Annotated in this window: 21 protein-coding genes; 6 read left to right on the forward strand and 15 right to left on the reverse strand. The window is 44.2% G+C overall.

What is annotated here, in order from left to right:
* Positions 1 to 2 precede the first annotated feature (2 nt).
* The 6 genes from BCU57_RS18120 to BCU57_RS18145 all read right to left on the reverse strand — a co-directional run bounded on the left by BCU57_RS18120 (position 3) and on the right by BCU57_RS18145 (position 6,835).
* Positions 3 to 2,852, reverse strand: coding sequence for a formate dehydrogenase subunit alpha (locus BCU57_RS18120; RefSeq protein ID WP_102435965.1), 2,850 nt, complete (start codon positions 2,850 to 2,852; stop codon positions 3 to 5).
* Positions 2,853 to 2,869: 17 nt separating this feature from the next.
* Positions 2,870 to 3,073 (reverse strand): twin-arginine translocation signal domain-containing protein, encoded by a 204-nt coding sequence (locus tag BCU57_RS18125; protein WP_102435964.1) that lies wholly within the window; start codon positions 3,071 to 3,073, stop codon positions 2,870 to 2,872.
* Positions 3,074 to 3,209: 136 nt separating this feature from the next.
* Positions 3,210 to 3,905 carry a molecular chaperone gene (locus BCU57_RS18130; protein ID WP_102435962.1) on the reverse strand — a complete coding sequence of 232 codons (696 nt, stop codon included), beginning with the start codon at positions 3,903 to 3,905 and terminating at the stop codon, positions 3,210 to 3,212.
* A 10-nt stretch (positions 3,906 to 3,915) separates the two neighbouring features.
* The gene (locus BCU57_RS18135; protein WP_102435960.1) at positions 3,916 to 5,595 is read right to left on the reverse strand and encodes a 4Fe-4S binding protein; all 1,680 of its coding nucleotides are present in this window, start codon (positions 5,593 to 5,595) and stop codon (positions 3,916 to 3,918) included.
* A 152-nt stretch (positions 5,596 to 5,747) separates the two neighbouring features.
* Positions 5,748 to 6,371, reverse strand: a complete 624-nt coding sequence (locus BCU57_RS18140) for a DUF3306 domain-containing protein (RefSeq protein WP_102435958.1) — start codon at positions 6,369 to 6,371, stop codon at positions 5,748 to 5,750.
* Positions 6,371 to 6,835: a DUF3305 domain-containing protein gene (locus BCU57_RS18145; RefSeq protein WP_076541409.1), complete on the reverse strand. Its 465-nt coding sequence runs from the start codon at positions 6,833 to 6,835 to the stop codon at positions 6,371 to 6,373. The genes BCU57_RS18140 and BCU57_RS18145 overlap by 1 nt, the downstream gene beginning before the upstream one ends.
* Before the next feature lie 401 nt (positions 6,836 to 7,236).
* Here BCU57_RS18145 and BCU57_RS18150 point away from each other — a divergent pair, with 401 nt between their 5' ends.
* Complete coding sequence (locus tag BCU57_RS18150; protein WP_102435956.1) at positions 7,237 to 8,076, forward strand: formate dehydrogenase accessory sulfurtransferase FdhD; 840 nt, start codon at positions 7,237 to 7,239, stop codon at positions 8,074 to 8,076.
* A 73-nt stretch (positions 8,077 to 8,149) separates the two neighbouring features.
* Here the strand turns inward: BCU57_RS18150 and rlmF are convergent, their stop codons facing one another.
* Both rlmF and BCU57_RS18160 read right to left on the reverse strand, forming a co-directional pair.
* Positions 8,150 to 9,190, reverse strand: a complete 1,041-nt coding sequence (rlmF, locus tag BCU57_RS18155) for a 23S rRNA (adenine(1618)-N(6))-methyltransferase RlmF (protein ID WP_241903444.1) — start codon at positions 9,188 to 9,190, stop codon at positions 8,150 to 8,152.
* A gap of 11 nt (positions 9,191 to 9,201) precedes the next feature.
* The gene (locus BCU57_RS18160; RefSeq protein ID WP_102435952.1) at positions 9,202 to 9,603 is read right to left on the reverse strand and encodes a flagellar basal body-associated protein FliL; all 402 of its coding nucleotides are present in this window, start codon (positions 9,601 to 9,603) and stop codon (positions 9,202 to 9,204) included.
* Between the two features lie 107 nt (positions 9,604 to 9,710).
* Here BCU57_RS18160 and BCU57_RS18165 point away from each other — a divergent pair, with 107 nt between their 5' ends.
* Complete coding sequence (locus BCU57_RS18165) at positions 9,711 to 10,289, forward strand: chorismate--pyruvate lyase family protein (protein WP_102435951.1); 579 nt, start codon at positions 9,711 to 9,713, stop codon at positions 10,287 to 10,289.
* Between the two features lie 82 nt (positions 10,290 to 10,371).
* Here BCU57_RS18165 and BCU57_RS18170 read toward each other — a convergent pair whose 3' ends face one another.
* The 3 genes from BCU57_RS18170 to BCU57_RS18180 form a co-directional block, all read right to left on the reverse strand.
* Entirely contained in the window at positions 10,372 to 12,750 is a 2,379-nt protein-coding gene (locus BCU57_RS18170) for an immune inhibitor A domain-containing protein (protein ID WP_102435949.1), read from the reverse strand.
* 12 nt (positions 12,751 to 12,762) lie between these two features.
* Positions 12,763 to 13,044: a hypothetical protein gene (locus tag BCU57_RS18175; protein ID WP_102435947.1), complete on the reverse strand. Its 282-nt coding sequence runs from the start codon at positions 13,042 to 13,044 to the stop codon at positions 12,763 to 12,765.
* 211 nt (positions 13,045 to 13,255) lie between these two features.
* A complete protein-coding gene (locus BCU57_RS18180; protein WP_102435945.1) occupies positions 13,256 to 13,849 on the reverse strand; it encodes a YhgN family NAAT transporter in 594 nt (197 codons plus the stop codon).
* 224 nt (positions 13,850 to 14,073) lie between these two features.
* Between BCU57_RS18180 and BCU57_RS18185 the strand changes: the two genes are divergently transcribed.
* Both BCU57_RS18185 and BCU57_RS18190 read left to right on the forward strand, forming a co-directional pair.
* Complete coding sequence (locus BCU57_RS18185) at positions 14,074 to 15,681, forward strand: metal transporter (protein WP_102435943.1); 1,608 nt, start codon at positions 14,074 to 14,076, stop codon at positions 15,679 to 15,681.
* 100 nt (positions 15,682 to 15,781) lie between these two features.
* The gene (locus BCU57_RS18190) at positions 15,782 to 16,558 is read left to right on the forward strand and encodes an NRDE family protein (protein ID WP_102435941.1); all 777 of its coding nucleotides are present in this window, start codon (positions 15,782 to 15,784) and stop codon (positions 16,556 to 16,558) included.
* A gap of 30 nt (positions 16,559 to 16,588) precedes the next feature.
* Here the strand turns inward: BCU57_RS18190 and BCU57_RS18195 are convergent, their stop codons facing one another.
* On the reverse strand, positions 16,589 to 16,987 hold the full coding sequence (locus BCU57_RS18195) for a YybH family protein (RefSeq protein WP_102435939.1): 399 nt from the start codon (positions 16,985 to 16,987) through the stop codon (positions 16,589 to 16,591).
* 667 nt (positions 16,988 to 17,654) lie between these two features.
* Here BCU57_RS18195 and BCU57_RS18200 point away from each other — a divergent pair.
* A complete protein-coding gene (locus BCU57_RS18200) occupies positions 17,655 to 18,227 on the forward strand; it encodes a lysophospholipid acyltransferase family protein (protein WP_102435935.1) in 573 nt (190 codons plus the stop codon).
* Here BCU57_RS18200 and BCU57_RS18205 read toward each other — a convergent pair.
* Positions 18,224 to 19,480 carry a mechanosensitive ion channel family protein gene (locus BCU57_RS18205; protein WP_102435933.1) on the reverse strand — a complete coding sequence of 419 codons (1,257 nt, stop codon included), beginning with the start codon at positions 19,478 to 19,480 and terminating at the stop codon, positions 18,224 to 18,226. The genes BCU57_RS18200 and BCU57_RS18205 overlap by 4 nt on opposite strands.
* A gap of 287 nt (positions 19,481 to 19,767) precedes the next feature.
* Between BCU57_RS18205 and BCU57_RS18210 the strand changes: the two genes are divergently transcribed.
* Positions 19,768 to 20,304 (forward strand): hypothetical protein, encoded by a 537-nt coding sequence (locus tag BCU57_RS18210; protein WP_102476489.1) that lies wholly within the window; start codon positions 19,768 to 19,770, stop codon positions 20,302 to 20,304.
* Between the two features lie 102 nt (positions 20,305 to 20,406).
* Here the strand turns inward: BCU57_RS18210 and hutH are convergent, their stop codons facing one another.
* Both hutH and hutU read right to left on the reverse strand, forming a co-directional pair.
* Complete coding sequence (gene hutH, locus BCU57_RS18215) at positions 20,407 to 21,951, reverse strand: histidine ammonia-lyase (RefSeq protein ID WP_102435929.1); 1,545 nt, start codon at positions 21,949 to 21,951, stop codon at positions 20,407 to 20,409.
* Complete coding sequence (hutU, locus tag BCU57_RS18220; protein WP_102436061.1) at positions 21,951 to 23,624, reverse strand: urocanate hydratase; 1,674 nt, start codon at positions 23,622 to 23,624, stop codon at positions 21,951 to 21,953. The genes hutH and hutU overlap by 1 nt, the downstream gene beginning before the upstream one ends.
* Between the last annotated feature and the right edge of the window lie 34 nt (positions 23,625 to 23,658).

Raw genomic sequence — 23,658 nt, forward strand, 5'->3', positions numbered from 1 at the left:
AATTAGGCTTTGCTGATCTGACACAAGCTAGACTTAGTCTCTTGCATCTGAGTCACAACATCATAACCATAGGTCATTACGGTATTGGCAGCTTCACCAATAATGTAAGGTACGGTTCCTTCAGGGTAATTTTTCTCTAGGCTCTTGCCTTCGAATACACCCGCGAAATGGTATGGCATGAAACATTCACCAGCAATGACTCGTGGAGTCACCATTGCTTTAACTGTGATTTTAGCGCCTTCTGGACTGTGAACGAATACATCATCACCATCACGTAAGCCGCGGTCGGCTGCATCAGCAGGGTTAATCTCAATAAACATTTCTTGCTGCAATTCTGCAAGCCATGGATTTGAGCGTGTTTCTTCACCACCACCTTCATACTCAACTAAGCGACCCGTAGTTACCGCTAATGGGAAGTCTTTAGCAAAGTCTTTTTCTTGAATAGACTTATACAGAGTTGGAAGACGTGCAACCATACGATCTTCGTAAGTTGGGTACTTAGCCACTAAGTCGCGACGAGGGGTATATAACGGCTCGCGATGAATCGGGATATCATCTGGGAAGTTCCACACAATACAACGTGCTTTGGCATTACCGTATGGGATACAACCGTGATTGATAGCAACACGTTGAATACCACCAGAAATATCTGTTTTCCAGTTTTTACCTTCAGCGTGAACTTTCTCTTCAGCAGTTAAGTCATCCCACCAGCCAAGCTGTTTCAGCATGTCAGCGGTGAACTCTGGATAACCGTCTTTGATTTCAGATCCTTTTGAATAAGAACCTTCAGCAAGAATATTATTACCGTTATGCTCAACACCGTAACGTGCACGGAAGTTACCACCACCATACTTAACTTCACGTCCAGTGCGGTAAAGAATTTGCGTACCTGGATGTTTGTTTTCTGGCGTGCCCCAACAAGGCCAAGGTAAACCGTAGGTTTCACCTTTAGCTGGACCACCTGGCGCTTCTAAGCTTTCCATATCGAATGTGCCCCAGTTTTCTTGGTGCATTTTCAAACGCTCAGGGCTCTGGCCAGTGTAACCAATGGTCCACATACCTTTGTTGAACTCACGGGTCATATCTTCAATCAACGGCTCATCGCCATTAACTTTAATATGCTTACAGAACTCAGCATCGATACCCCATTTTTTCGCCAGCTTGTACATGATAATGTGGTCAGCTTTTGACTCAAATAATGGTTCGATAACTTGTGAGCGCCACTGCAGTGAACGGTTTGAAGCAGAGACTGAACCGTATGTTTCAAACTGAGTTGCAGCAGGTAATAAATACACACCGTCAGTTCGTTCGTGCATGACACCTGCCATCGTTGGGAATGGGTCCACAACAACAACTGTATCCATTTTGTTCAATGCTTCACGCACTTCACGACCACGGGTTTCAGTATTGACTGATTGCCCCCAGAAGAATGACATACGAATATTATCTTTCTGCGCAATCTTAGATTTGTCTTCAAGGACACCATCATGCCAGCGAGAACATGGAATACCCGTTGAAGTCATTGGATCTTGACCTAGACGTTGCTCTTGATCGAAACGGGCTTTAACCCACTCGTAATCCAAGTCCCATACATTACACCAATGTTTCCATGAACCTGTTTTAAGGCCATAGTAACCTGGCAATGTATCAAACAATAAGCCAAAGTCAGTTGCACCTTGAACGTTATCATGGCCACGGAAGATGTTAGTTCCACCACCAGAAACACCCATATTACCAAGGGCTAATTGGAGGATACAGTATGCACGAGTGTTAGCATTACCTATGTGATGCTGAGTCCCACCCATACACCAAACCACAGTACCAGGCTTAGTTTCAGCCAGTAACTTGGCGACACGATGCATCTGCGCTTCAGGCACGCCAGCAACATGTTCAACTTCGGCAGGGGTCCACTTTTTCACTTCCTCACGGATACGTTCCATACCGTATACACGTTGGTCGATGAATGTTTGGTCTTCCCAACCATTTTCAAAAATGTGCCACAACAAACCATAAATGTAAGGAATATCCGTACCAGGACGAATATGCACGAACTCGTCAGACTTAGCTGCAGTTCGAGTGAAACGCGGGTCGACTACGATAATTTTCGCGCCGCGCTCTTTACCTTCAAGGATGTGTTGCATTGAAACCGGATGAGCTTCACAAGGGTTCGAACCGATAAACATCATCGCTTTCGAGCTACGCATGTCGTTAAAAGAGTTTGATTGCGCACCGTAGCCCCAAGTGTTTGCAACACCGGCTACAGTGGTAGAGTGACAAATACGTGCAGAGTGGTCGACATTGTTGGTGCCCCACATTGCTGCCAATTTGCGGTACATATAAGCTTGTTCGTTCGAAAACTTCGCACTACCCATGAAAAATACTGAATCAGGACCAGATTCTTGACGAATATCGAGGGCTTTTTGACCCACTTCTTCAATGGCTTGTTCCCAAGAAAGTTTCTTCCATTTGCCTCCTTCTAGCTTCATTGGGTATTTAAGACGTTTTTCACCATGACCATGTTCACGCAGTGCAGCACCTTTGGCGCAATGGCCACCAGCGTTAAATGGGTGATCAAATGCAGGTTCTTGACCTGTCCATACACCATTTTGCACTTCAGCATAAATACCACAGCCCACTGAGCAGTGAGAACAAATAGTACGTATCACTTCAGTCGGCGCATCGTAAGCAACATCTTTTGCTTCAGCTTTACGCATCATTCCGGCGCCCAGCATTGAAGCGGCAGCAATACCACCTGTAGCAAGGGTTGCAGACTTCAAAAATTGGCGACGATTGAGTCCAAGTGCAGGTTTATCTGCGACTTTGACTGCTTCTGTTTTGCGGGTTAATCGCATCACATATTCTCCTTAAATTACTTGCTACTACGTAATGTGTCGTAATAACTACGTACATGGTCTGTTTCTCTATAACCATCACTTTTACCTACAACGGGTGTAGCTTCTGGTGAGGCGGCAAGAGCTTGTCCGCTAACAGTGGCAACTGCGCCAGCGGCACTGCCGACAGCCAATGCTTTTAGCATTTGACGACGACCCATGTCGGAAGCTTGCTTCTTCATAGTCTCTCCTTAATTTAACGCGTGTTATAAGAGTAAAATTACTCTCTGTTTTTATGGAAGTTGCCTTCCTTTTCAGTCTATGCCACAGAGTCAAACTCTGTGGCATAAATCTTTGCACCAACAGCCTAAAAATTACCTAAGAGGCAAGTTCATTGGTTGATGGTTCAATCTTGTCTGCTTCATCAGCAGCAGTTTTTTCGGCTTCAGAACCTGGGCAATTAACTGGAATATCTAAGCTTAGTTGCTCAAACTCATTGGCTTCAATGATGAAAAATGCTTTTGCTAGCTGCGCCACAGGCACATAAAACGCTGCACTCGGTGTTTTCTCTAAGGTGTCACAAAAGCGCGCAATCCAGCTGCCAATATGGCGCTGATAAAATGCTAATTGACGATAACCTGGCGCCTCTAAAATCAAGGTACCCATCACTTCACATAATGCTGCAACATGATCTTCTGGCTCTTTAACGTCTTCTTCGCGAGCAAAACCTAATTGCATTAAATCTTGGCGTAACAGTGCTAATGGCTTATCCATTAACGAGCCTGTCATAAACCAGCTGCCGTATGGCAATACTTCACCACGGCCAACACCGAAGAAAATATTGAAGTATTCTTCTTCAAGTTGCTCTTGTGTGTACTGGGTCGCCGCTGCCTTTAGCGCCAGCCAAGCCGTGCTCATGTCGTTATCATCTTCAGCTTCTGTTTCTATTTCGATGTCAGCTAAAAATGACAGCAGCTCTTCACTCGGATGGCGACGTAGTAATGCAGCTAATAATTGGTAAATATCTGCCCGTAGCTGATCGTTTTCTGAAATTTCTCTAACTAATTCGGTCATATTGGATCTCTTATCGAAGTTGCTTCTCTGGGTCTTCAAGAATGTCTTCAAACATATCTTTTACGCGGCAATCACCACACATTTTTAGGCGCTCAATATTGGCGTTAAATGCAGAATGTCCACCAATCATATCGATCATTCTATGAACCATCGATTGTGTAGCAAAAGCGGTTCCGCAACGAATACACTCGAACGGAGCCTCTTCTTTTAACGTTTGACGCTGCTGACGTGCTGCTTGGTCCAAATTGATTTGCGGCGTTAAGCTAATCACGTTTTCAGGACAAGAGGTTTCACATAAACCACATTGCACACAGTCTTGCTCTACAAAATGCAGTGACGGTGATTCACCACCATCGGTTAATGCTTGTGTTGGGCAGGTTGCTACACAAGACATACACAAGGTACATTTATCAACTTCGACGTTAACTACACCGTAAGGCACATTGCTCATTGCAATGGCACTATCAGTCGCTGCTGCTTGTTCATTTAAATGATCAATTGCAGCGTATAATGTTTCGCGCTTGGTACTTGGCGTGAACGCAGCAGGTACGATTAATGGCCAATCTAGGCTTATGGCTAACTTATCATCTAAGGCTGCTAATGCTTGGGTGTCTATCAAGCTAATGCGCTGTGGCTGACCCATTTCATCTAGAATGCTATTAGCTAATATTAGTTCACCATTTAACATTTGCGTTAACGTGGGTGCAGTCGCATCGGTATTTAAAATTAATACCTGACGTGCGCCCCATGCTAATGCTGACATCCAATGATCAATGCTAGCAACCGTGATTTCTTCCAGCTCAACTGGAATGATGTCACCCACTAGATCAGCGGTAATGTGCTCTGCACCAACGGCACCGTCATGGAATAAGATGACAGGGGCAGCTTGTGCTTGCTCAAGGTAACGACTAACCAGTTTTTGAATATAGCTATGAAGTGCTTGTGGCGTTGGTAAATCAAATGCGATAGCCCCTGTAGGACAAGCATTAGTACAACTACCCGCACCATGACAAAGGTAAGGATCAATTTCGATTTTTTGTTCGATGCTACTAATTGCATCAGCAGGGCAGAAGTTTAAACAGCGATTACAGCCATTGACGCCATTACGGTTATGAGCACAGATATCACTGTTCACCTTCACATAACGTGGCTTATCAAATTCACCAACTAAATCTGGAATTTGCTCCAGCGCATCAGCTAATTTATCTGCATCTTGACCGACATAGAAATAACCTGGTGGTAGCATTTCAAGGTTAAGACATGGCGACATGCTCAGGTCTAAAACCATATCAAAATGCGGCTTACGAATAGCAACAAGACTTAACTCAGTCGCCGCTTGGTTTTCACCCGCGCCTTCATTCTCAACGGTTACCTGAAACTGACCTAAAAAGCCTTTAACAGAAATAAGTTTGTTGTAATAGCTTTCGCTATTTACTGCAGCGTTCATTACCGCTTCAAGATGAGCTTCATCTTGGCTGGTAATGGCTTCATTTGCCAAAATAACCGTATTGGCCATGGTTGACAGTTTATCCGCAGCTAATCGGGCCAAATCTTCTGGGCCGATGACTAACACATTGCCTTCAGTCGTATAACTGACTGTTGGCGGGATCAAGTTTTGGATCACTTGAGTCTGTGCTAATACCTGCTGGCGAACTTGTTTTAGTTCTAGCGGGGTTTGACTATTGCTCACATTGCGTTCCTGAACAGTTTTTTAACGCTTAGGTGATTTATCAGGGCTGCAAATCCATTTTGTATTTAAACATTTATTTAAATACATCAGCTTAAAATGATAAACAAAACACCTTATACGCTAAATAGTGGACTAAAATTTTTAACTACACACTAAGCCTTAGCGCTACTTGAAGCCGTTATAGCTTCTTCATCAACCATTCCCAGAACATCACTCTGGTCTTGGTTGGTATCTAAGTCAGTGGCAGACACGATTTCGCTCTTATCATTTAATACTGGTGAGGCATCAGTTGTATCAACAACTGTGTCATCATCCTCACGAGCAAGTAACTCTTGCTCTTCCGTTTCTTCTTTGTCTTTTACGACGTTACGGAAGACTTTTTTGGCTAATTCAGCCGAAACTTCGGCAGACAATTTAGGTTGATTACTGTAATCAAGGGCGTACTCGAGTAAGCCGTCGATTTCATTGTATTGGGGTTGTTTCCACAGTGCTTTTAACGCTGCTGATTTCGCTTGAGGTGATACATTCGCCCCCATAAACGAAGCAAAACTGCCTCCAACTTCAATTTTTTCGGGATCCGGTAAATCTTCAGCTTCAAGGATCTTCTCAGGCTGAGGCGCTTCTTGTATGGCATCCTCAGTGGAAGAGTCAGCAAGGCTTTCTTCCTCTGCCGCCACACTCTTTTGCTGCAGTTCAGTCTCACGAGCAGCTTCAGCTTCAACTTGCTCACGACGCTCAGTCCAACGAGAGAAAAAACCTTTCGAATTATTGCTCATTAATGTCTCCGAAGGTGATCTGTGCTAGGGCCAGTATCCTTTCGGCGGTTCACATGCTTACGGCGTTTAGCTGATATTTCAACTTCGCCATGACGGGTGATGAAAGCTTCAACCCAACATGCCAGTGCTTCTGGCATTGGGATATTCAGCACTGGGGTTTCAGACTCCAAACAGGCTGCGGCAATATTTTGGTCTGCAGAGATAGCTGCAGGAACCCAAGTGCCATCCGATAACTCATCACAAACGATATATAACATGGTGTTATCCATGTCTAAATTTATCCGGTAACTGCCACGTTCATCTTTATAAAGTTGAAACAATATTAATTTGGCCCCTTCAGGTGCCTCATGAGTCGCAGGAACCATTTGTTCCACTTCCCAAGTGATTGAGGGCCAACGCCCCATCATTTTTTCGACTTTTCTAAGCGAAACATACATAGGCCAAACATTTTCAGTGTGTTGCATACAAGCCTTGCCCTTAAAACATAAATCCACAAGAAATAAATAAAATATATATTAACAACGACTTAAAAGTTGCTCTTGATTATTTTTAGAAGCTAAAAACCACTTTATTTCTCTTAACTAATCAGTACACTGCAAAAATAGTGCCAGATAAATAAGAACAAAAAGCTAGATCCAGATCTCCTAATTACCACTAAGAGTAGGACAATTTGTCTATATTACTAATTATACTAGGACATAAGGCTACGTTAATTAGTCGCTGCTGATTAACATCAGAGTTAGATCACGCATTTACAAACTACATTGCCGCCTCGGGAATAAAAGTTGCTATGCTGATAGTTAATTAGTTTTCATTACCATCCTCACTACCGAGCTAGTTAACTATTTCAGAGGCCACACTTTCAATGACCCAATCAAATGCTAATAAATCGCTAAAACTGGTCAAAACCAATGCTGAAGTTCCCCTTACAATTGCAGTTAAAGCAATTAATGAGCAAGGAGAGAGTGTTGATAAATTCGTGGCCTGTGAAAGACCATTAACGGTATATTTGAACTGGCAACCCATAGTGACCTTAATGACCTTGGGCGCAAAACCTGAGTCATTAGCTTTGGGTTACTTGAAAAATCAGGGCTTTATTAACGATGCCAGCTTACTTGAATCAATTATCGTCGATTGGGATGTTAACTCTGCAGCCATTTTGACTAAAGAGCAAACAGCTGATTTAGATAAACAATTATCTGAAAAAACCGTCACTTCAGGTTGCGGTCAAGGTACTGTTTACGGTGGTTTCATGCAAGGGCTCGATGATATAAAGCTGCCAACGCCCCAATTACAACAATCAACCTTATATAGCCTGCTAAAAAACATTAGTGCTTATAATGAAACCTACAAAAATGCCGGTGCCGTCCATGGTTGCGGCATTTGTAAAGACGACCAAATTTTAGCTTTCATTGAGGATGTTGGCCGCCATAACGCGGTTGATACCCTCGCGGGCGACATGTGGCTTGAAGGTGAAAATGGGCACGATAAGATTTTCTATACCACTGGCCGTTTAACCTCTGAAATGGTGATAAAAATTGCCAAGATGGGTATACCAGTATTGCTATCACGCAGTGGTGTCACTCAGATGGGGTTAGAACTAGCTCAAAAGTTGGGGATCACTATTATTGCCAGAGCCAAGGGGCGTCACTTCTTGGTTTACCACGGCGCAGAAAATATTGAATTTGATGCGATGAAAGTTTAGCGTTACCTATTAACGCAAACAATTGATAACAAGGTGATGACCACCTTGTTATCACTCATCATGTAACCCTATGCTAAATAGCATTATGCCTAAATTTAGCCCACTGCTTTCTTGCCGCTTCGGGCAAATAACTCCAAGCTAAAACCCGGGTAATTTTATTGCCTTGCTTCATTTCAATGGTCTGCACACTATCGGCATGTAACTGTTTTAATAATTGATAACAGGGCTTTAGGTTTTCTGACTTGGACACTAATGAGCTAAACCACAAACATTGTTGCCCAAACTGCTGACTTTCTTTAATCATATTCGTTAAAAACTGCTGCTCACCACCTTCACACCATAACTCAGCTTTTTGCCCACCAAAATTAAGTGCGGCACTACTTGAGCTAACGGCTGGCTTTTGGCTGTGCTTTTTAGCTCTGTTGGCGGCTAAATTGGCATTTTTCTTGGCGCTGCCTTGACTCGCTTCGGCTAATGAGCGATGAAATGGCGGGTTGCACAGAGTAATATCAAAGCGCTCATTATCCCCGATAATTCCGCTAAAAATAGCTTGAGGATTAGTCTGTTGGCGCAGGTCAATTTTCGATGCTAAATCAGGGTTATGGCTAATAATTTCAGCGACATTTGCAATTGAAACTGGGTCAATATCGCTGGCGACAAACTGCCAACCATAGCTTTTAACCCCTAATAATGGATAAATACCATTAGCACCGGTGCCAATATCCAATGCGCGGATCTTATTTCCCTTAGGCGCTTTACCATTAACAGCCAGTAAATCAGCAATGTAATGCAAATAATCTACTCGACCTGGTACTGGCGGGCACAAGAACCCTGCCGGAATATCCCACTGCTCAATGTGATAATCAGTCAATAAAATTGCTGCGTTGAGGCTTTTGACCGCTTCAGGATCTGAGAAGTCGATTGAAAGATTACCGTAGGGGTTTGGTCTGACAAAGTGGGACAATTTGGGACACTTTTTTATTAATCCTTCGAAATCATAACCTTGATTATGCTTATTTCGCGGGTGTAGTGTTTTCACTTGAGTATGAGCGACGCCTTTGCTTGCCGCAGATGTTTGCTTGTTCGTTTTGTTGCCAGCTTTACTGTTTTTCATGCAAATGTTCATTAATCATATAGGTATTTAGTAAACAGTAAATTAACCACGGACTGTTCACCCGTTTCAGCTTCTAGCAGTCGATTAACCGTTTCAAAGCACGCACGACGAATATCCTCTCTTCCGGTCAAGGACTTAACCTTGTCTTCAGGCTGATTTCCTAGCACTTCAACGATGGCGGCTCGCAGTAACGGATCATGGTGCTCTATCTGCTGCAATTGTTTAGGATCTTTAACCATTAACTCAACACTGATTTTTACAAAACCGAGTTTTTTGCGGTTAGAGATATAGTTAGTGACAATGTCAGGTTCGAAACCATAGTAAGCAAAGTTCCCAGTGGCTTTGTCATCTGCGCTATGCGCATTGGGGAAAAAAAACAGTGCAACTAACACTGCGAATAGGTACTTTGCCATAGTTAATCAAACTCCATTATTTAAATCTGCCTAATAGCAGCGGCTATCCAGCCATTGCTCTGTCATGATAAACTGCACTCGTTTGAGTATATTGTAACGAGTATTGAATGAACGTGACCAGTCTTAGCTTCCCGTATGGTGAATCAATCCAGTGGTTTTCACCTGATGCAATCAATTCTATGCCGCAATCGGCACTAAAAGAATGGTTACTCGCTACCGGTAGTTTAACCCAAAAGCTTAAAGGCTGTTGCCACGATTTTGAAGTTAAAGTCCTTGGCGAACAACTTACTACACCATTAGCAGGGGAATGCCCGCAGCAAAAGCAGGTTTGGGTAAGAGAAGTACTGCTGTGCCTTGATGGCGAGCCTTGGGTGTTTGCACGCACCTTAATCCCTGAGAACCTAGCCAATGATCAACACAACTTTAAAGCCTTAGGTAAGCGCCCATTGGGTGAACTACTGTTTACCAGTGCTGATATTGTCCCGGGCAAAATAGAGGTCGCTGAATTTGAAAGCTGCACTAAGCTAGCCCAACTGGCAACCCGCCTGTCCCAACCTGTCACCTCTTCACTTTGGGGGCGTCGCCGTTACTTTAACTTAGCCAACCAAGACATTATTGTTAGCGAAATTTTCCTTCCTTATGCGGTTAAGCAAATTAACGCCTTAACACTAAAGCAATCTTGTTAAAGTTAGTCCAACAAAGCCATGCGGTTTACCATACGTTGGCAACATCATGGCTATTTGTAAAGTAACCATAAAGCTTATAGCCTTATGTTTTAGTCGAGTGCCTTACAAGAAGTAAGCTCAGTAGCAACAAATACACCCCAGCTAAACTACCGCCACTACTGCTTTGAGATCCATCGTCGCCAGCAATTGTCTGGTTTTCGCCCATAAACTCTGAAGTAACTACACCATTTAGTTTAAATTCGACGATTGCCCTTGAGCTGTCTGACGATTGCGCCTGCACCTCCATCGTTAAGCCCAGTTCAGGTAACACCATGCCTGATTGCGGTTGCAGGGGCGCTGAGTAATCAGCATTATCATCAAATAAACTAAAGTTACTTAGAGCGCTATCGTTAGCGTAGCTTGACTGAGGATATAAGCTAAAGCTGGCATCACGTACCTGCACACTTGAAGACCCGCCAGTTATTAGACTCTGGTCAGCATCAATAACCCCAATAAAGCCATAACCTTCATGCTCGGCGACATTGTTATCTTCATAGTTGTTATTTTCGAGCCATAATAAAATACCGGGCTCGTAGCCGACACTTTGCAAGCCCGCATCAATACCTTGATGGTTTCTCAGTTGCACAATATAGCGTTGCGGCAAACCGGGTAAGGTATCATCGATCCTTGAAAAACCCACTAAATCAACTTTGCCTTGCTCTTCGGCCCCGTCTTGGTAAATGTTGACGCCTTGCTGATTAATTTCAATTTGGTCAATAACAATACCGTAGTCACCTACAGCTTGATCCGTTACATAGCTCATTTCAACTTGCACACTTTGCCCTGAAAAATCGCTCAAGTCATAAACCAGTTCAACCCAAGCATCTGTTCCTGAAGCGCCAGCTATATCGCTCGATACCCCAGAAATATAGTGCTCTACATTGTTGAACAGAGGGTTACTGGCACTGGTATGGTTGCCGACAATGGCTACGCCATCAATCAACAATTGCATATAGTCATAATCTGTTTCTATGCTCCAATGTGCCTGCATAACAAGCTCAATCTGTGCGTCAGCGGGTAAATCTACCTCGAAACTCAGACTATTGGTAAGTTGATGGCCTTTACCTGAATGGTATTGATAGTCGCCAACTAAAGGTGACTTAAAGGCGAAGGGGGGATTGGGTAATGCGATGGACAATTGATTCACAGCATCAGCATTAACTGCTGCAAAAACCTCAGCAGTCAAACCTTCAGCAGTAATATCGGCCAAGTCGATGGCTTGCTCATTGACCCACTTGCCTTGGTAACGTTGTTGCAGATATGAACGGGCATAAGGACTTAAGCCCGCAGGCTTACTGCCAGCAATATAAGGATTACCCGCTTGCGCTTGACCCACCCAAGTACCACTTGCCATTAACGACCAGTAACCCACTGGCGCGCCATCCCCCAGATTAGTGTCGTATTCATCAGGCAGGCCTAAATCATGACCAAACTCATGGGTAACGACCCCGGTACCTGAGTCGATAGGCTGAATGGTATAGCCATAAACTTTCATTGACGTGCCAGGAAGAGCTTGTCCTTGGCTATTGGCACCAACAAAAAAGCGATGCGACCAAATAGCATCGGTGCCTAACACGCCGCCGCCCGCCTCTTCACCAATACTGGAATGAAATATGACAATGTGGTCTATGATGCCATCAGGCTCATTTTCATTGCCGTTGTTATTAAAATCAAATGGATCTTCACTATCGAATTCAGCTAATTCTGTCGCGCTCATCCCTTTAACGGCCTGAGTAACGGCTTCCATAACCAATTCAGGTACTGCAATATCATTATCACTGAAAACCGAATTATTGGCGCCATAGTAAGCAGCATTGTTACTGGCGGTTACCCAGCCTTTAACCTGACCACGAAAGAAAAAACTCTCACCAGAGGCTTGAGCAAAATATTGATAAGCCGTTTGAAGCACCTCACGGTTAGGTCCAGAAAATCCAGATCGAGAAAAAAGCAAATCTTGATAATGTTGTACGGAATAATCGTCATAAAACATTGACGTATCAGACTTGGTTAAACGATTGGCGTTATAGGGTAAATCAGGAAAGTCGACCAATACCGCCAGCACATTCACGGTTTTGGTGACATCCGTGTCAGCCAATGCCGGAGCTGATACTGGTGAGACTTTTATTCGTTGGGATCGATTCTTGGCAGCTATTTGCTTTAGTATTTTGACCTCAGCAGGCAGATAATTATGACTTGCTTTGCGAGTGAACTTCTCTACCGCAGCTTGCTTTGCTGCCTCGCTGGCATCAATTGCCAGCTCACCGCGCTTAATCAACCAGTATTGGATCTGTTGCTGATTCATTACCCCAGCATCTGCTGGAGAAGCGTATTGACTCGGCGCTGCCATGGCGTTTAACGAAAAAAGAGTCATTGCCAATATGGTCATAGCACCAGTAAAGATTTTACTCCATTGAATAGGCATCCTATGCCTCCTTTACTTCCTTTGATTGCACTTTTTAAATGCATTGTTACGCTTGGCGATATAACGACGAACAATCTCTTGTTGCTGTTGTTCACTCATATCTGTCGTTATTTCACCACTTTTGATTAAATTCTGTTTAACGCCGGACATATCTAAAGGAGGAGGTATTGCCCCACATTGAATGGTATTATTTTGATGCGTTAATTGGGTCTGATTAGAGCCGTTTTCGGCGCTATTACTATGGCTACAGCCCCAAATAACCCAGCTAAAAAAGATAGCGAATACAATGCGCATAATGAACGCCCAAACAACGAAGATGAATCAAAGAGTAATATTAAGTAAAGTTGCTAAAACGGCTTTACACAACTTTTTAGAGCGATTTTTATACAACTAAAGAAGTAAAAAATAATCGAAGATAAACTGAAAGGTAGAGAATATTGCGTAGAAAACCAAAAGGCCGCATTAAGCGGCCTTGTTGACTATAGCGATGCCTGACATGAGCTGATTAGCCGGCAGTTTTTAAATAGCTCGACACCCCGTCTAAGAACATTTGCACCGAAATCATTACCAGCACCATACCCATTAGACGCTCGACTGCGGTTAAGCCTTTTTCGCCCAATATGCGAGTAAAGACTTTATAGAATAGTAAGATAACTGCGCTCACACCCCAAGCCGCCACTAAGGCAATAGTCCAATCCATCATTCTGCTACTGTCACTGTGCGCCAATAATATTAATGCAGCTAACACTGATGGCCCAGCCATTAACGGTATAGCCATAGGAACAATAAATGGCTCTTCACCGGCGGCTAAACCTACCACGCCGCCCGGTTGTGGGAAAATCATCCTAATGGCAATTAAGAACAAAATAATCCCGCCTGCAATACTCACTGACTCTTGACGCAGGCTAAGAAAATTAAGGATCACCTCGCCGGCAAACAAGAACAGCAACATGATTGCCAGCGCAAACAATAATTCACGAATAAGCACTCGGCGGCGTTTTTTGGGTTCAATATGTCGCAAAATTGAAGCAAAAATAGGCAAGTTGCCCAAAGGGTCCATAATCAGGAAAAGCATGACTGCAGCAGAAAAGATGTCCATTACATTAGTTCTATTAATTATTAACAATGAACTACTATTGTATACTTAATACAGTCATTTGGCAGAAATAACCGTGACTTTCGCTCTATCTTGCAACGCTGAAGGCTATCTTTACCGTGTAAATTGTCATCATGAGTGATAATCAAGCAAAGCAAGTATTAAGTTAATTGAAAGACTGCGATATACTGCGGTGTTTTTTCCGTTTCATTGATTCTTTGGATCCCATGCTCTATCTAGCTGCTAGTTGTATTGCACTTTTATTCGGACCGCTTTTTTATCGCTACTTCTCATCAGGGAGTGGGCTACAAAAAGGCTTAGATGGATTTATCTTCGTCTCATTAGGCGGGTTGGTGCTTATCCATATTTTGCCTGAACTCCTTGAACATGGTGGTTTTATCACTTTGCTGTTCGTGGTGCTTGGCTTATGGGGTCCCACAGCCAGTGAACGGCTTTTCCACCGCTACTCAGATATTACCCATAACGTTACCCTAACTTTAGGGATTGGCGGACTATTGCTGCACACCATTACCGATGGTGGCGCCATGGTTTTAGCCCAACAAGAGGGTAACTCTAGCTTATTAGCGCTGGGAGTGATTATGCATCGCTTACCCGTTGGTGTGGCAATTTGGTGGCTATTAAAACCCCAGGTTGGTACCCGCTGGGCCAGTGCGGTATTAGCTGCGATGATGGTACTCACAGGCTTGGGTTACTTTGCTGGCGAGCAACTACTCGATAGCCTCAGCTTAGATAATACCGTTTATTTACAAGCCTTTGTTACCGGATCAATTTTGCATGTGGTGCTACATCAGCCCCACGGACAACACGAAGAAGATCATCAAGGTCGCTATCAATACCAAGCAGGCATTGGCAGTTTATTGGGGGTCGCATTACTAACTGTATTATTGTTAATGGACAGTGGTGGCCATGCCCACGCACACGCCCATCACAGCCATGGCTCGGATCAGTTTATGTCTTGGTTACTGACCATCTCGCCAATATTAATTGCCAGTTACTTAATTGCCACTGCGCGCTTCAAAGCTGGGTTAACCCCGCAAAACAGTAGCCTCTCCAGTCGCTGGTTACAGCGTCTAGCGGGCCCTGAAGCCTTGCTGATCACCTTGCTATTATTGGGGCCTTGGTTTGCCATATATCAAGCTATTTCATTGTTGGCGATTGGCACGTTACTCAGCTTGGGTAAAGTTGAACTTACCGATCCCCACGAGAATTTACCGCAATCGGCTTGGCGCTTTGGGTTTGCACATTTAGTGGATCGCAGCGCGCCCTGGATTGCCCTTAGCTTAATTTTAGCCAACCTCATTGGTCATCCGTCGGTACATCTTGAGCACCCAGCACTGCAAGTATTAATCTTGTTAGTCGTCTTTCTACCGATGCGTTTTTGTAATTTAGGCGCGGCAGTACTGGCATTATCATTAGCCTATAGCGGCTGGAGCAATGTCGCAGTGGCATTTGCACTTATTGCAGCGCCTGTGCTTAGCCTTAGCCAGTTAAAGCTAATGAGCTGGAGCATGCGCTTGTCATTGTCAGCTGTATTAGCCGTCGCGTTGTTATTCGCACACCAGTATCTGGTTGATTGGCACCAGTTACTCACCTTGCCAAATAACGTTAATATTGCGGGGTTAGTTGTGGTGGGATTAATCTTTAGTGCTAGCTTACTGCGCTTAGGACCACGTAAGTTCTTAAGTCGCTTAATGATTAAGTTTAGCGGTCATAACCATGATCATAACCACGATCACTCCCATGGACACGCCCATGGTGCTAATACCTCAGATAAATCTGCGGCTGCGCCAACAGAGCATAAACATCACCACTAATTAAGCCGCCGCATTAAGCGAGGGTTACTGTCAGGTTCATGTTATTCAGGCTATGATGTTTTATCATCGACCGAATAACTGAGCCGACTTAACCAAGCCTATGTGTATTTTATTTATCGCGGTAGACATGCATCCCCAATGGCCACTGATTGTGTGCGCTAATCGTGATGAGTTTCATCATCGCGCCACCGATCCAGCCCATTTTTGGCAAACAGTTGCTAACAGCAGTTTACCTCAATCTCAGTCGATATTAGCAGGCAAAGACCTACAAGCTGGCGGCACTTGGCTTGGAGTGAATCAACAAGGTCACTTTGCAGGCCTTACCAATATTCGCAATCAACAAGCCGATGGCCTAAGAAGTCGCGGCGAACTGGTGGTTAACACTCTCGATCTTCGCCAAGATGTCAGCCTTGATTGGCTACGCCAACACAGCGCTAATTACAGTCCGTTTAATCTTGTTTATCAGCAACAGCAGCAACTTTACTGTTTTAATAGCGTCACTGCTGAGAACACGCCATTAACTAAAGGTTTTCATGCTGTGAGTAATGGCGCTATAGATGATGTCTGGCCGAAAATGGCCAAGGGATTACAGGCGTTAGAGCAGCATCTATTAGCTGAAAAGCAGCCCAATATTGAACAAATGTTGGCATTTATGCGTGATGAATCTCAAGCTGAAGATAGCAGCCTACCTAGTACTGGCATTGAAATTGAGTGGGAAAGGCTGTTGTCGTCGATTTTTATTCGCCATCCAGAATATGGCACCCGCTCAACCAGTGTGGTAATGCGAGATAAAAACGGCAACATCGACTTTTATGAAGTGCGTTATGACGGCAAAGCTCGAAACTTAGGGCAACAGCATTTTGTTATAACACCCTAAGTCCGAATTAATCTATTCGCAGCCAAGCAATTAATCAGATGAATGATCATGGGTTATCACCCACTTATCATCAATACGCTCTATCAGTAGGGTGAACACACCATTAGGTTTGTCTTTTGTACGTTCTAATTGCCAACGACCCACAACCAATGCGGCGTAGTTGCTGAGCATTTTAATCTCTTTCACATTGAACGACAGTTTGCCCATGCGCGCTGAATCAGGATAACTTTTTTTATAGCTAGCAAGAATTACATCCCAACCGTAGCTAAACTTACCATTAGACACAAAACGTAAATTGTCACTTTGCCAATAGCCTTGCATGTAGGCATCAATATCGCCGCTATTCCAGGCTTGTTCTTGCTGTGAAATCACTGCTCTAATTCTATCTGTAGGTATAGCACTATTGGTATTAACTTCGTCTAGTGACACGGATTGTTGTTCAAGTGAGACAACTGCGCTGACGGCATCAGGCTCAGTCTCAGTCTCAACCTCAGCCTCAACCTCAGCCTCAACCTCAACCTCAGCCTCAGCCGGCGCTGAAGTTAAGGTGTCGGTAACGGCACTAACTAGCTGCTCTGCTGCAATATCTGCTGTATTCGTGGTTTTAGGTGAGCTATCTGAAGGGCTTGGCTCTACCTTTAAATCGGCAACGGGTTCAATCACGCCAACTTCGACCTTGGCAGTTGAAGCAGGTTTTAATGGCACGATTTTTAATTCAGCTTGTTTGAGTGCAACATCTGAGGCGGTTTGAGTCGCTGTTGGTTTATCTTCTGCCGCTAACATAGTAGTAAAACCACCAAAAATAACGGCGAATAAAATAATTATCGGGTGCTTCACACACTCTCCTTAATTTGTACCAAGGTTGAAATTACCCAACACGAGTGCCACAGTAATAACAATGATTTAGTACTTTTGCATTAGATTAATAACCCAGTAAGCATGCTGTGTCGTGTTTATCCCAACTGCGGTTTGGCTTATAAAACATGTTGAGATAAGCGATATCTGTAACATGAGATTCTGTGAAATTAATATATAAATTCATTCTGTTATGGTTAGATTCTAGCGTATCAGAGTGAAATAAACTGGAAAATAGCGCATGTTTAGTAAATTTTGTTTATGGCTATTGGCCATTAATGGCTGGAAATTAGACGGCCAGGTCGCCGCTGATGAACAATTCATTATGGTGGTTGGCCCACATACCAGTAATTGGGACTTTATTGTCGGTATTATCGCCCGCTTTGCTATAGGGGTAAAAATTCACTTTTTAGGCAAACATCAGCTGTTTATTCCCCCTTGGGGTTGGTTTTTTAAAGCCTTAGGCGGCAGCCCTGTGGATCGACGCAAAAACAACAATATGGTCGATGCTGTGGTGCAGCTATTTAATGACGATAACCAATATAAGTTGGCGCTGGCCCCCGAAGGAACCAGAAGCGCGGTTACTCGCTGGAAAACCGGCTTTTATCATATTGCCACTAAAGCCAAGGTGCCGATAATCACCGTGGGATTAGATTTTAAAACCAAGTCTATTGTGATTAATCAACCGCTGCATCCCAGTGGCGATGTTGCCACTGACATGAATCGTATTTTAGATTTTTTCCGTAATATTAACGGTCGCCACCCTAAGGTTATCCCGCACTATATTCCCTCGGATGAGCAGCCAAAAAGCTAGTGTGGCTTGATGCTACGAATATCATCCCCAGTAGGGCTTTGAAAAGCACGTAAACCAAATTCAGGTAAGATGGCAAAGACGTGATCAAAGATATCTGCTTGAATGCCTTCATAAAAGGCCCAGCGGACGTCATTGGTAAACACATATAACTCGATAGGCAGACCTTCTGGCGTTGGCGCAAGTTGGCGCACCATCAGAGTCATGTCTTTGTGTAGCTTATTATTTTGACGTAAATAGGCATCTAAATAAGCTCTAAACGTCCCCACATTGGTTAAGCGTCTGCCATTAACCGGCATATCAATATCACTAACCTGCTCATTGGCATGGGAAATTTCTGAACATACTTTAGGGAAGTAATCTTTAAGGTAATTCACTTTCGACAACCGAGTAATATCGTCTTCTGTCAGAAAGTGGATACTATTAACATCAAGATTAATTGAACGCTTAATTCGGCGGCCGCCCTTTTCTGACATACCGCGCCAGTTTTTAAAGGCGTCTGATACCAGCGCATAAGCTGGGATCATGGTGATGGTATTGTCCCAGTTACGTACTTTTACGGTATTGAGTGATACCTCATCTACAGCACCATCAGCGCCATATTTGTCCATTTGAATCCAATCGCCTTTACTCACCATACGGTTAGCAGCTAATTGAATCCCAGCAACAAAGCCTAAAATGGTGTCCCTAAACACCAACATCACTAAACCGGTGGCAACACCTAAACCACTTAAAAAGTAAATTGGCGACTCATCTGCAATCACTGATATGCCAATAATAAAACCAACAAAGAATAAAAATAGTTTAAATAGTTGTACGAAGCTTTTAACCGGTAAGCGGCGACTAATCAGCCTGACATCAGCAATTTCATTTACCGCATCTAAACAGGCGTAAATCGCCCGAATAACAAAAATGACCACCAGCACGCTTAGGCCACGGTCAATGACTGAGCCCAGCAACTGTTGATGGGTTAAAATAATCGGGATCAGTAAGTCCAAGGTCATGATTGGCACTAACAAGGACAATTTTTCCAATACGCCATAGCGCATGAAAATATCATCCCAAGTCACGGTCGATTTACGGATCATCGCATTAACCGCTTTTACAAATACCTTTTTGGTAATGTAATAAGCGATAGTTGCCAAAATAAAGCTCACCATCAGTAATATTGATGTTGCTACACTGTCAGAGGGCTGACTATTCACCCCAATATCAAGCAACCAACTGGCAATATCATCACGTAACTCGTTATCCACGCATTAATTCCTTACACATTTATACTGATTGAAAGACTAGGTTTACAACATCCAAAGCCATTATAGAGAACAAAGACTTATTGAGAACGATCCAAAATAGCATATTTATCGATTAATTAACCCGCTTTCAATTTGATAACAAGTTCGCCATCAAATCACCACCGCATTCAAACAAGGCGACAGCATACCAAAGTAAACTAATGATATTGGTTGCAAAGTTGAGCACATTAATTGACCTAGAGCTCCCTTCACTTACCATTGGAACATTAAAACGAATTGAGGTTCCTATGAAACACACTTGGCTAGCAGTCATCCTAACACTGAGCATTCTCTCGGTTAGCAGTAACGCCCGCGCAGAAACGGATGAACAAAAGTTTAAGCCTTCGACTGCCTTGTTAGTGGATTTTATCGATAGCCGCGGCGATATGTTTGGTATCACCCTTGCCATGAAACATTTTGACCCTGATTACGCCGACTGGGGCTATTATATTGGTTATGCTTGGGGTGATAAATACGACCTTGATGTACCAGAGCCGGCTGAAGCTTATGCCGAAGAATACATGTGGCGCTTTGGGTTAAGCTATAGCCTAACTGAAAATTTTAATCTCTATGGCGGCGCCACGGTTTTTATAAACGAACAAAACTACACCAACAATATTTCTACCCGCGAAGTTAACGGCAAGCCGCGCTGGGAATCTAACCGTGATAAAGACTGGGGCGCTGAAGTTGGGGTACGCTACACAGTGTTTGATAGCTTTGTCATCGGCGCGGGTTACGACACCAGTGCCGAAGCGGCAATAATCTCCATTGGTTTTACCATGTAAGCATTATCAAAATCGTCATAATAGAAAAAGGACCCGCAGGTCCTTTTTTTGTTTTGAGTCTTTTTGTTCAAGCCTTTTGTTTCAAGCTGCTAACTCGCTACCCTAAAAGCTCACTAACATACCCGCAGGTAAGTAAGTATTGAAGCTGGCGCTATAGAGTAAATCTGTCGCCGCTTCGATATCCGGCGCAAAAAAGCGGTCTTTATCGTAATACGCAACCACTTCACGCAGCTCGGCTTTGGCTTCCACTACCGCATCACTGGGTTGTAATGGAGTGCGAAAATCTAACCCTTGCGCTGCAGCTAATAGCTCAATCGCTAACACCCCACGGGTATTTTCAGACATATCACGCAACCGACGAGCTGCAAAAGTTGCCATCGAGACATGATCTTCCTGATTCGCTGAGGTCGGTAAACTATCCACAGAAGCTGGATGCGCAAAGGTTTTGTTTTCAGATGCCAATGCCGCCGCCGTCACCTGTGCAATCATAAAGCCTGAGTTCACCCCACCATTTTTCACTAAAAATGGCGGTAATTTCGATAAGCTAGAGTCAATGAGCAGTGCTATGCGGCGCTCGGCAATTGAGCCTAACTCAGCAATAGCAATAGCCAAATTATCTGCTGCCATAGCAACAGGTTCAGCATGGAAGTTACCACCTGAGATAATATCGCCGGTGTCTTGAAATACCAGTGGGTTATCGGTCACACCATTAGCTTCAACCCCTAACACTTCACCAGCATGGCGAATTTGGGTTAAACATGCCCCCAACACCTGTGGCTGACAGCGCAAAGAATATGGATCTTGCACTTTTTCACAATCAACATGGCTTTGGCTGATCTCAGACTCATCAGCTAGCAAGTGACGGAAGATAGCCGCTGAATCAATTTGACCTTGTTGGCCACGAGCCGCGTGAATACGGGCATCAAACGGGCTACGACTGCCCATAGCCGCTTCAACACTCATGGCACCAATAACTGAACTTGCAGCAAATAAATCTTCAGCATGGAATAAACCTTCAAGGGCTAGAGCGGTTGACGCTTGGGTGCCATTAAGCAGTGCTAAACCTTCTTTTGCAGCCAGTTCTATTGGTTTAAGCCCTGCAATTTCAAGCCCTTCTGCTGCTGTAATGATTTGACCTTGGTAGCTCATTTCACCTTCTGCCAGCATAGGTAAACACATGTGCGATAGCGGGGCTAAATCACCCGATGCGCCCACTGAGCCTTTTTCTGGAATACAGGGATAAACACCGGCATTAACCAACTGAATAAGAAAGTTAATCACTTCTAAGCGAATACCTGAAAAGCCGCGGCTTAATGAGTTAATTTTTAGCACCATCATTAAACGCACTGTGGCATCTTGCATGTATTGGCCTGTGCCCGCAGCGTGTGATAACACGATTGAGCGCTGCAATAACTGCAAATCCTCAGGGGCAATTTTGGTGTTAGCTAATAAGCCAAAGCCAGTATTAATGCCATATACAGTTCGGCCTTCATCTAATACTTGTTGCACTATCGCGGCACTGGTATTAATTTCAGGAATCGCTTCTTCTGCCAAGGTTAGATGAACTGCACCACGGCCAATACGGCGTAATTGCGCTAACGTCAGTGTGCCTGGTTTTAGCAGCAGTTTATAAGGTGTTGCAGTCATTATTTAGCTCCTTGCATTGGCAAATCTAGGCCTTGCTCTTGGGCGCATTGTTGCGCAAGTTCATATCCAGCATCCGCATGGCGCATCACGCCTGTGGCTGGGTCATTCCATAATACTCGGCCTAAACGCACTGCTGCATCATCACTACCATCGGCTACAATCACCACCCCAGAGTGCTGACTAAAGCCCATTCCCACACCACCGCCATGGTGCAATGACACCCAAGTTGCGCCGCTAGCCGTATTAAGTAAGGCATTCATTAATGGCCAATCAGAAACCGCATCTGAGCCATCGAGCATGGATTCGGTCTCACGATTTGGGCTGGCAACCGAGCCAGAGTCTAAATGATCACGGCCAATGACAATCGGCGCTGATAGCTCGCCATTTTTAACCATTTCATTAAAGGCTAATGCTAAGCGGGCGCGGTCTTTTAGTCCCACCCAACAAATTCGTGACGGTAAACCTTGAAAGGCAATCCGCTCGCGGGCCATATCTAACCAGTTGTGCAAGTGAGGGTTATCAGGAATAAGCTCTTTGACCTTGGCATCAGTTTTATAAATATCTTCAGGATCGCCCGATAATGCCACCCAGCGAAACGGACCAATACCTTCACAAAATAGTGGACGCACATAAGCTGGCACAAAACCGGGGAAATCAAAGGCGTTTTCAACCCCTTCTTCGAAGGCCATTTGACGAATGTTATTACCATAATCTGTTGTGGCCGCCCCTGCCGCTTGCAGCGCCAGCATGGCTCTAACTTGCACCGCCATTGACTGCTTAGCCGCTTTAACCACTGCCGCTTCGTCAGTTTTACGCATTTCAGCAGCTTGCTCTAATGTCCAGCCTTGAGGTAAATAACCGTTTAATGGATCATGGGCAGAAGTTTGATCGGTCACCACATCAGGGGTAATACCACGCTCAACTAACTCAGCAAAAATATCGGCAGCGTTACCCAATAGGCCAACGGACACAGGCTTACCAGAGGCATTAGCCTCATCAATCATGGCTAATGCTTGATCAAGACTGGTAGCTTTTTTATCGACATATTGAGTGCGCAGACGAAAATCAATGCGAGTTTCATCTACTTCACAGGTTAATACTGAATAACCCGCCATAGTGCCGGCTAAAGGCTGCGCGCCGCCCATGCCGCCAAGGCCACCAGTTAAAATCCACTTACCCGCAGATGAGCCCCCAAAGTGCTGCTTGGCCATGGCGACAAAGGTTTCATAAGTGCCCTGAACAATGCCTTGGGAGCCAATATAAATCCACGAACCGGCGGTCATTTGGCCGTACATCGCCAAACCTTTTTTATCCAGCTCATTAAAGTGTTCCCAGTTAGCCCAATGTGGCACTAGGTTAGAGTTAGCAATAATCACCCGCGGCGCATTAGTGTGGGTTTTGAATACCCCCACAGGTTTACCTGACTGCACCATCAAGGTTTCGTCATCTTCTAGACGTTGCAGTACTTCAATTATTTTGTCGTAACACTGCCAATCACGCGCCGCGCGGCCAATACCGCCATAAACCACTAAATCTTCAGGGCGCTCGGCTACATCAGGATGCAGATTGTTCATTAACATCCGCATTGGCGCTTCTGTCATCCAGCTTTTACAACTCAATTGACTGCCATGAGGGGCAATAATGCGGCGGCTAGGGTCGTGTCTTTTACTAATGGTGTTATCCATATTTTCCTCTTCAACTAACATT

The organism is Shewanella sp. 10N.286.48.B5 (genome assembly GCF_002874355.2).
GTDB lineage: Bacteria > Pseudomonadota > Gammaproteobacteria > Enterobacterales > Shewanellaceae > Shewanella.

Excerpts from the sequence above, each read along its gene's own strand:
- BCU57_RS18120 (WP_102435965.1), bottom strand. The coding sequence starts at position 2,852 with ATGCGATTAACCCGCAAAACAGAAGCAGTCAAAGTCGCAGATAAACCT.
- BCU57_RS18125 (WP_102435964.1), bottom strand. The coding sequence starts at position 3,073 with ATGAAGAAGCAAGCTTCCGACATGGGTCGTCGTCAAATGCTAAAAGCA.
- BCU57_RS18130 (WP_102435962.1), bottom strand. The coding sequence starts at position 3,905 with ATGACCGAATTAGTTAGAGAAATTTCAGAAAACGATCAGCTACGGGCA.
- BCU57_RS18140 (WP_102435958.1), bottom strand. The coding sequence starts at position 6,371 with ATGAGCAATAATTCGAAAGGTTTTTTCTCTCGTTGGACTGAGCGTCGT.
- BCU57_RS18145 (WP_076541409.1), bottom strand. The coding sequence starts at position 6,835 with ATGCAACACACTGAAAATGTTTGGCCTATGTATGTTTCGCTTAGAAAA.
- BCU57_RS18150 (WP_102435956.1), top strand. The coding sequence starts at position 7,237 with ATGACCCAATCAAATGCTAATAAATCGCTAAAACTGGTCAAAACCAAT.
- rlmF (WP_241903444.1), bottom strand. The coding sequence starts at position 9,190 with ATGAAAAACAGTAAAGCTGGCAACAAAACGAACAAGCAAACATCTGCG.
- BCU57_RS18160 (WP_102435952.1), bottom strand. The coding sequence starts at position 9,603 with ATGGCAAAGTACCTATTCGCAGTGTTAGTTGCACTGTTTTTTTTCCCC.
- BCU57_RS18165 (WP_102435951.1), top strand. The coding sequence starts at position 9,711 with ATGAACGTGACCAGTCTTAGCTTCCCGTATGGTGAATCAATCCAGTGG.
- BCU57_RS18170 (WP_102435949.1), bottom strand. The coding sequence starts at position 12,750 with ATGCCTATTCAATGGAGTAAAATCTTTACTGGTGCTATGACCATATTG.
- BCU57_RS18175 (WP_102435947.1), bottom strand. The coding sequence starts at position 13,044 with ATGCGCATTGTATTCGCTATCTTTTTTAGCTGGGTTATTTGGGGCTGT.
- BCU57_RS18180 (WP_102435945.1), bottom strand. The coding sequence starts at position 13,849 with ATGGACATCTTTTCTGCTGCAGTCATGCTTTTCCTGATTATGGACCCT.
- BCU57_RS18185 (WP_102435943.1), top strand. The coding sequence starts at position 14,074 with ATGCTCTATCTAGCTGCTAGTTGTATTGCACTTTTATTCGGACCGCTT.
- BCU57_RS18190 (WP_102435941.1), top strand. The coding sequence starts at position 15,782 with ATGTGTATTTTATTTATCGCGGTAGACATGCATCCCCAATGGCCACTG.
- BCU57_RS18200 (WP_102435935.1), top strand. The coding sequence starts at position 17,655 with ATGTTTAGTAAATTTTGTTTATGGCTATTGGCCATTAATGGCTGGAAA.
- BCU57_RS18210 (WP_102476489.1), top strand. The coding sequence starts at position 19,768 with ATGAAACACACTTGGCTAGCAGTCATCCTAACACTGAGCATTCTCTCG.
- hutH (WP_102435929.1), bottom strand. The coding sequence starts at position 21,951 with ATGACTGCAACACCTTATAAACTGCTGCTAAAACCAGGCACACTGACG.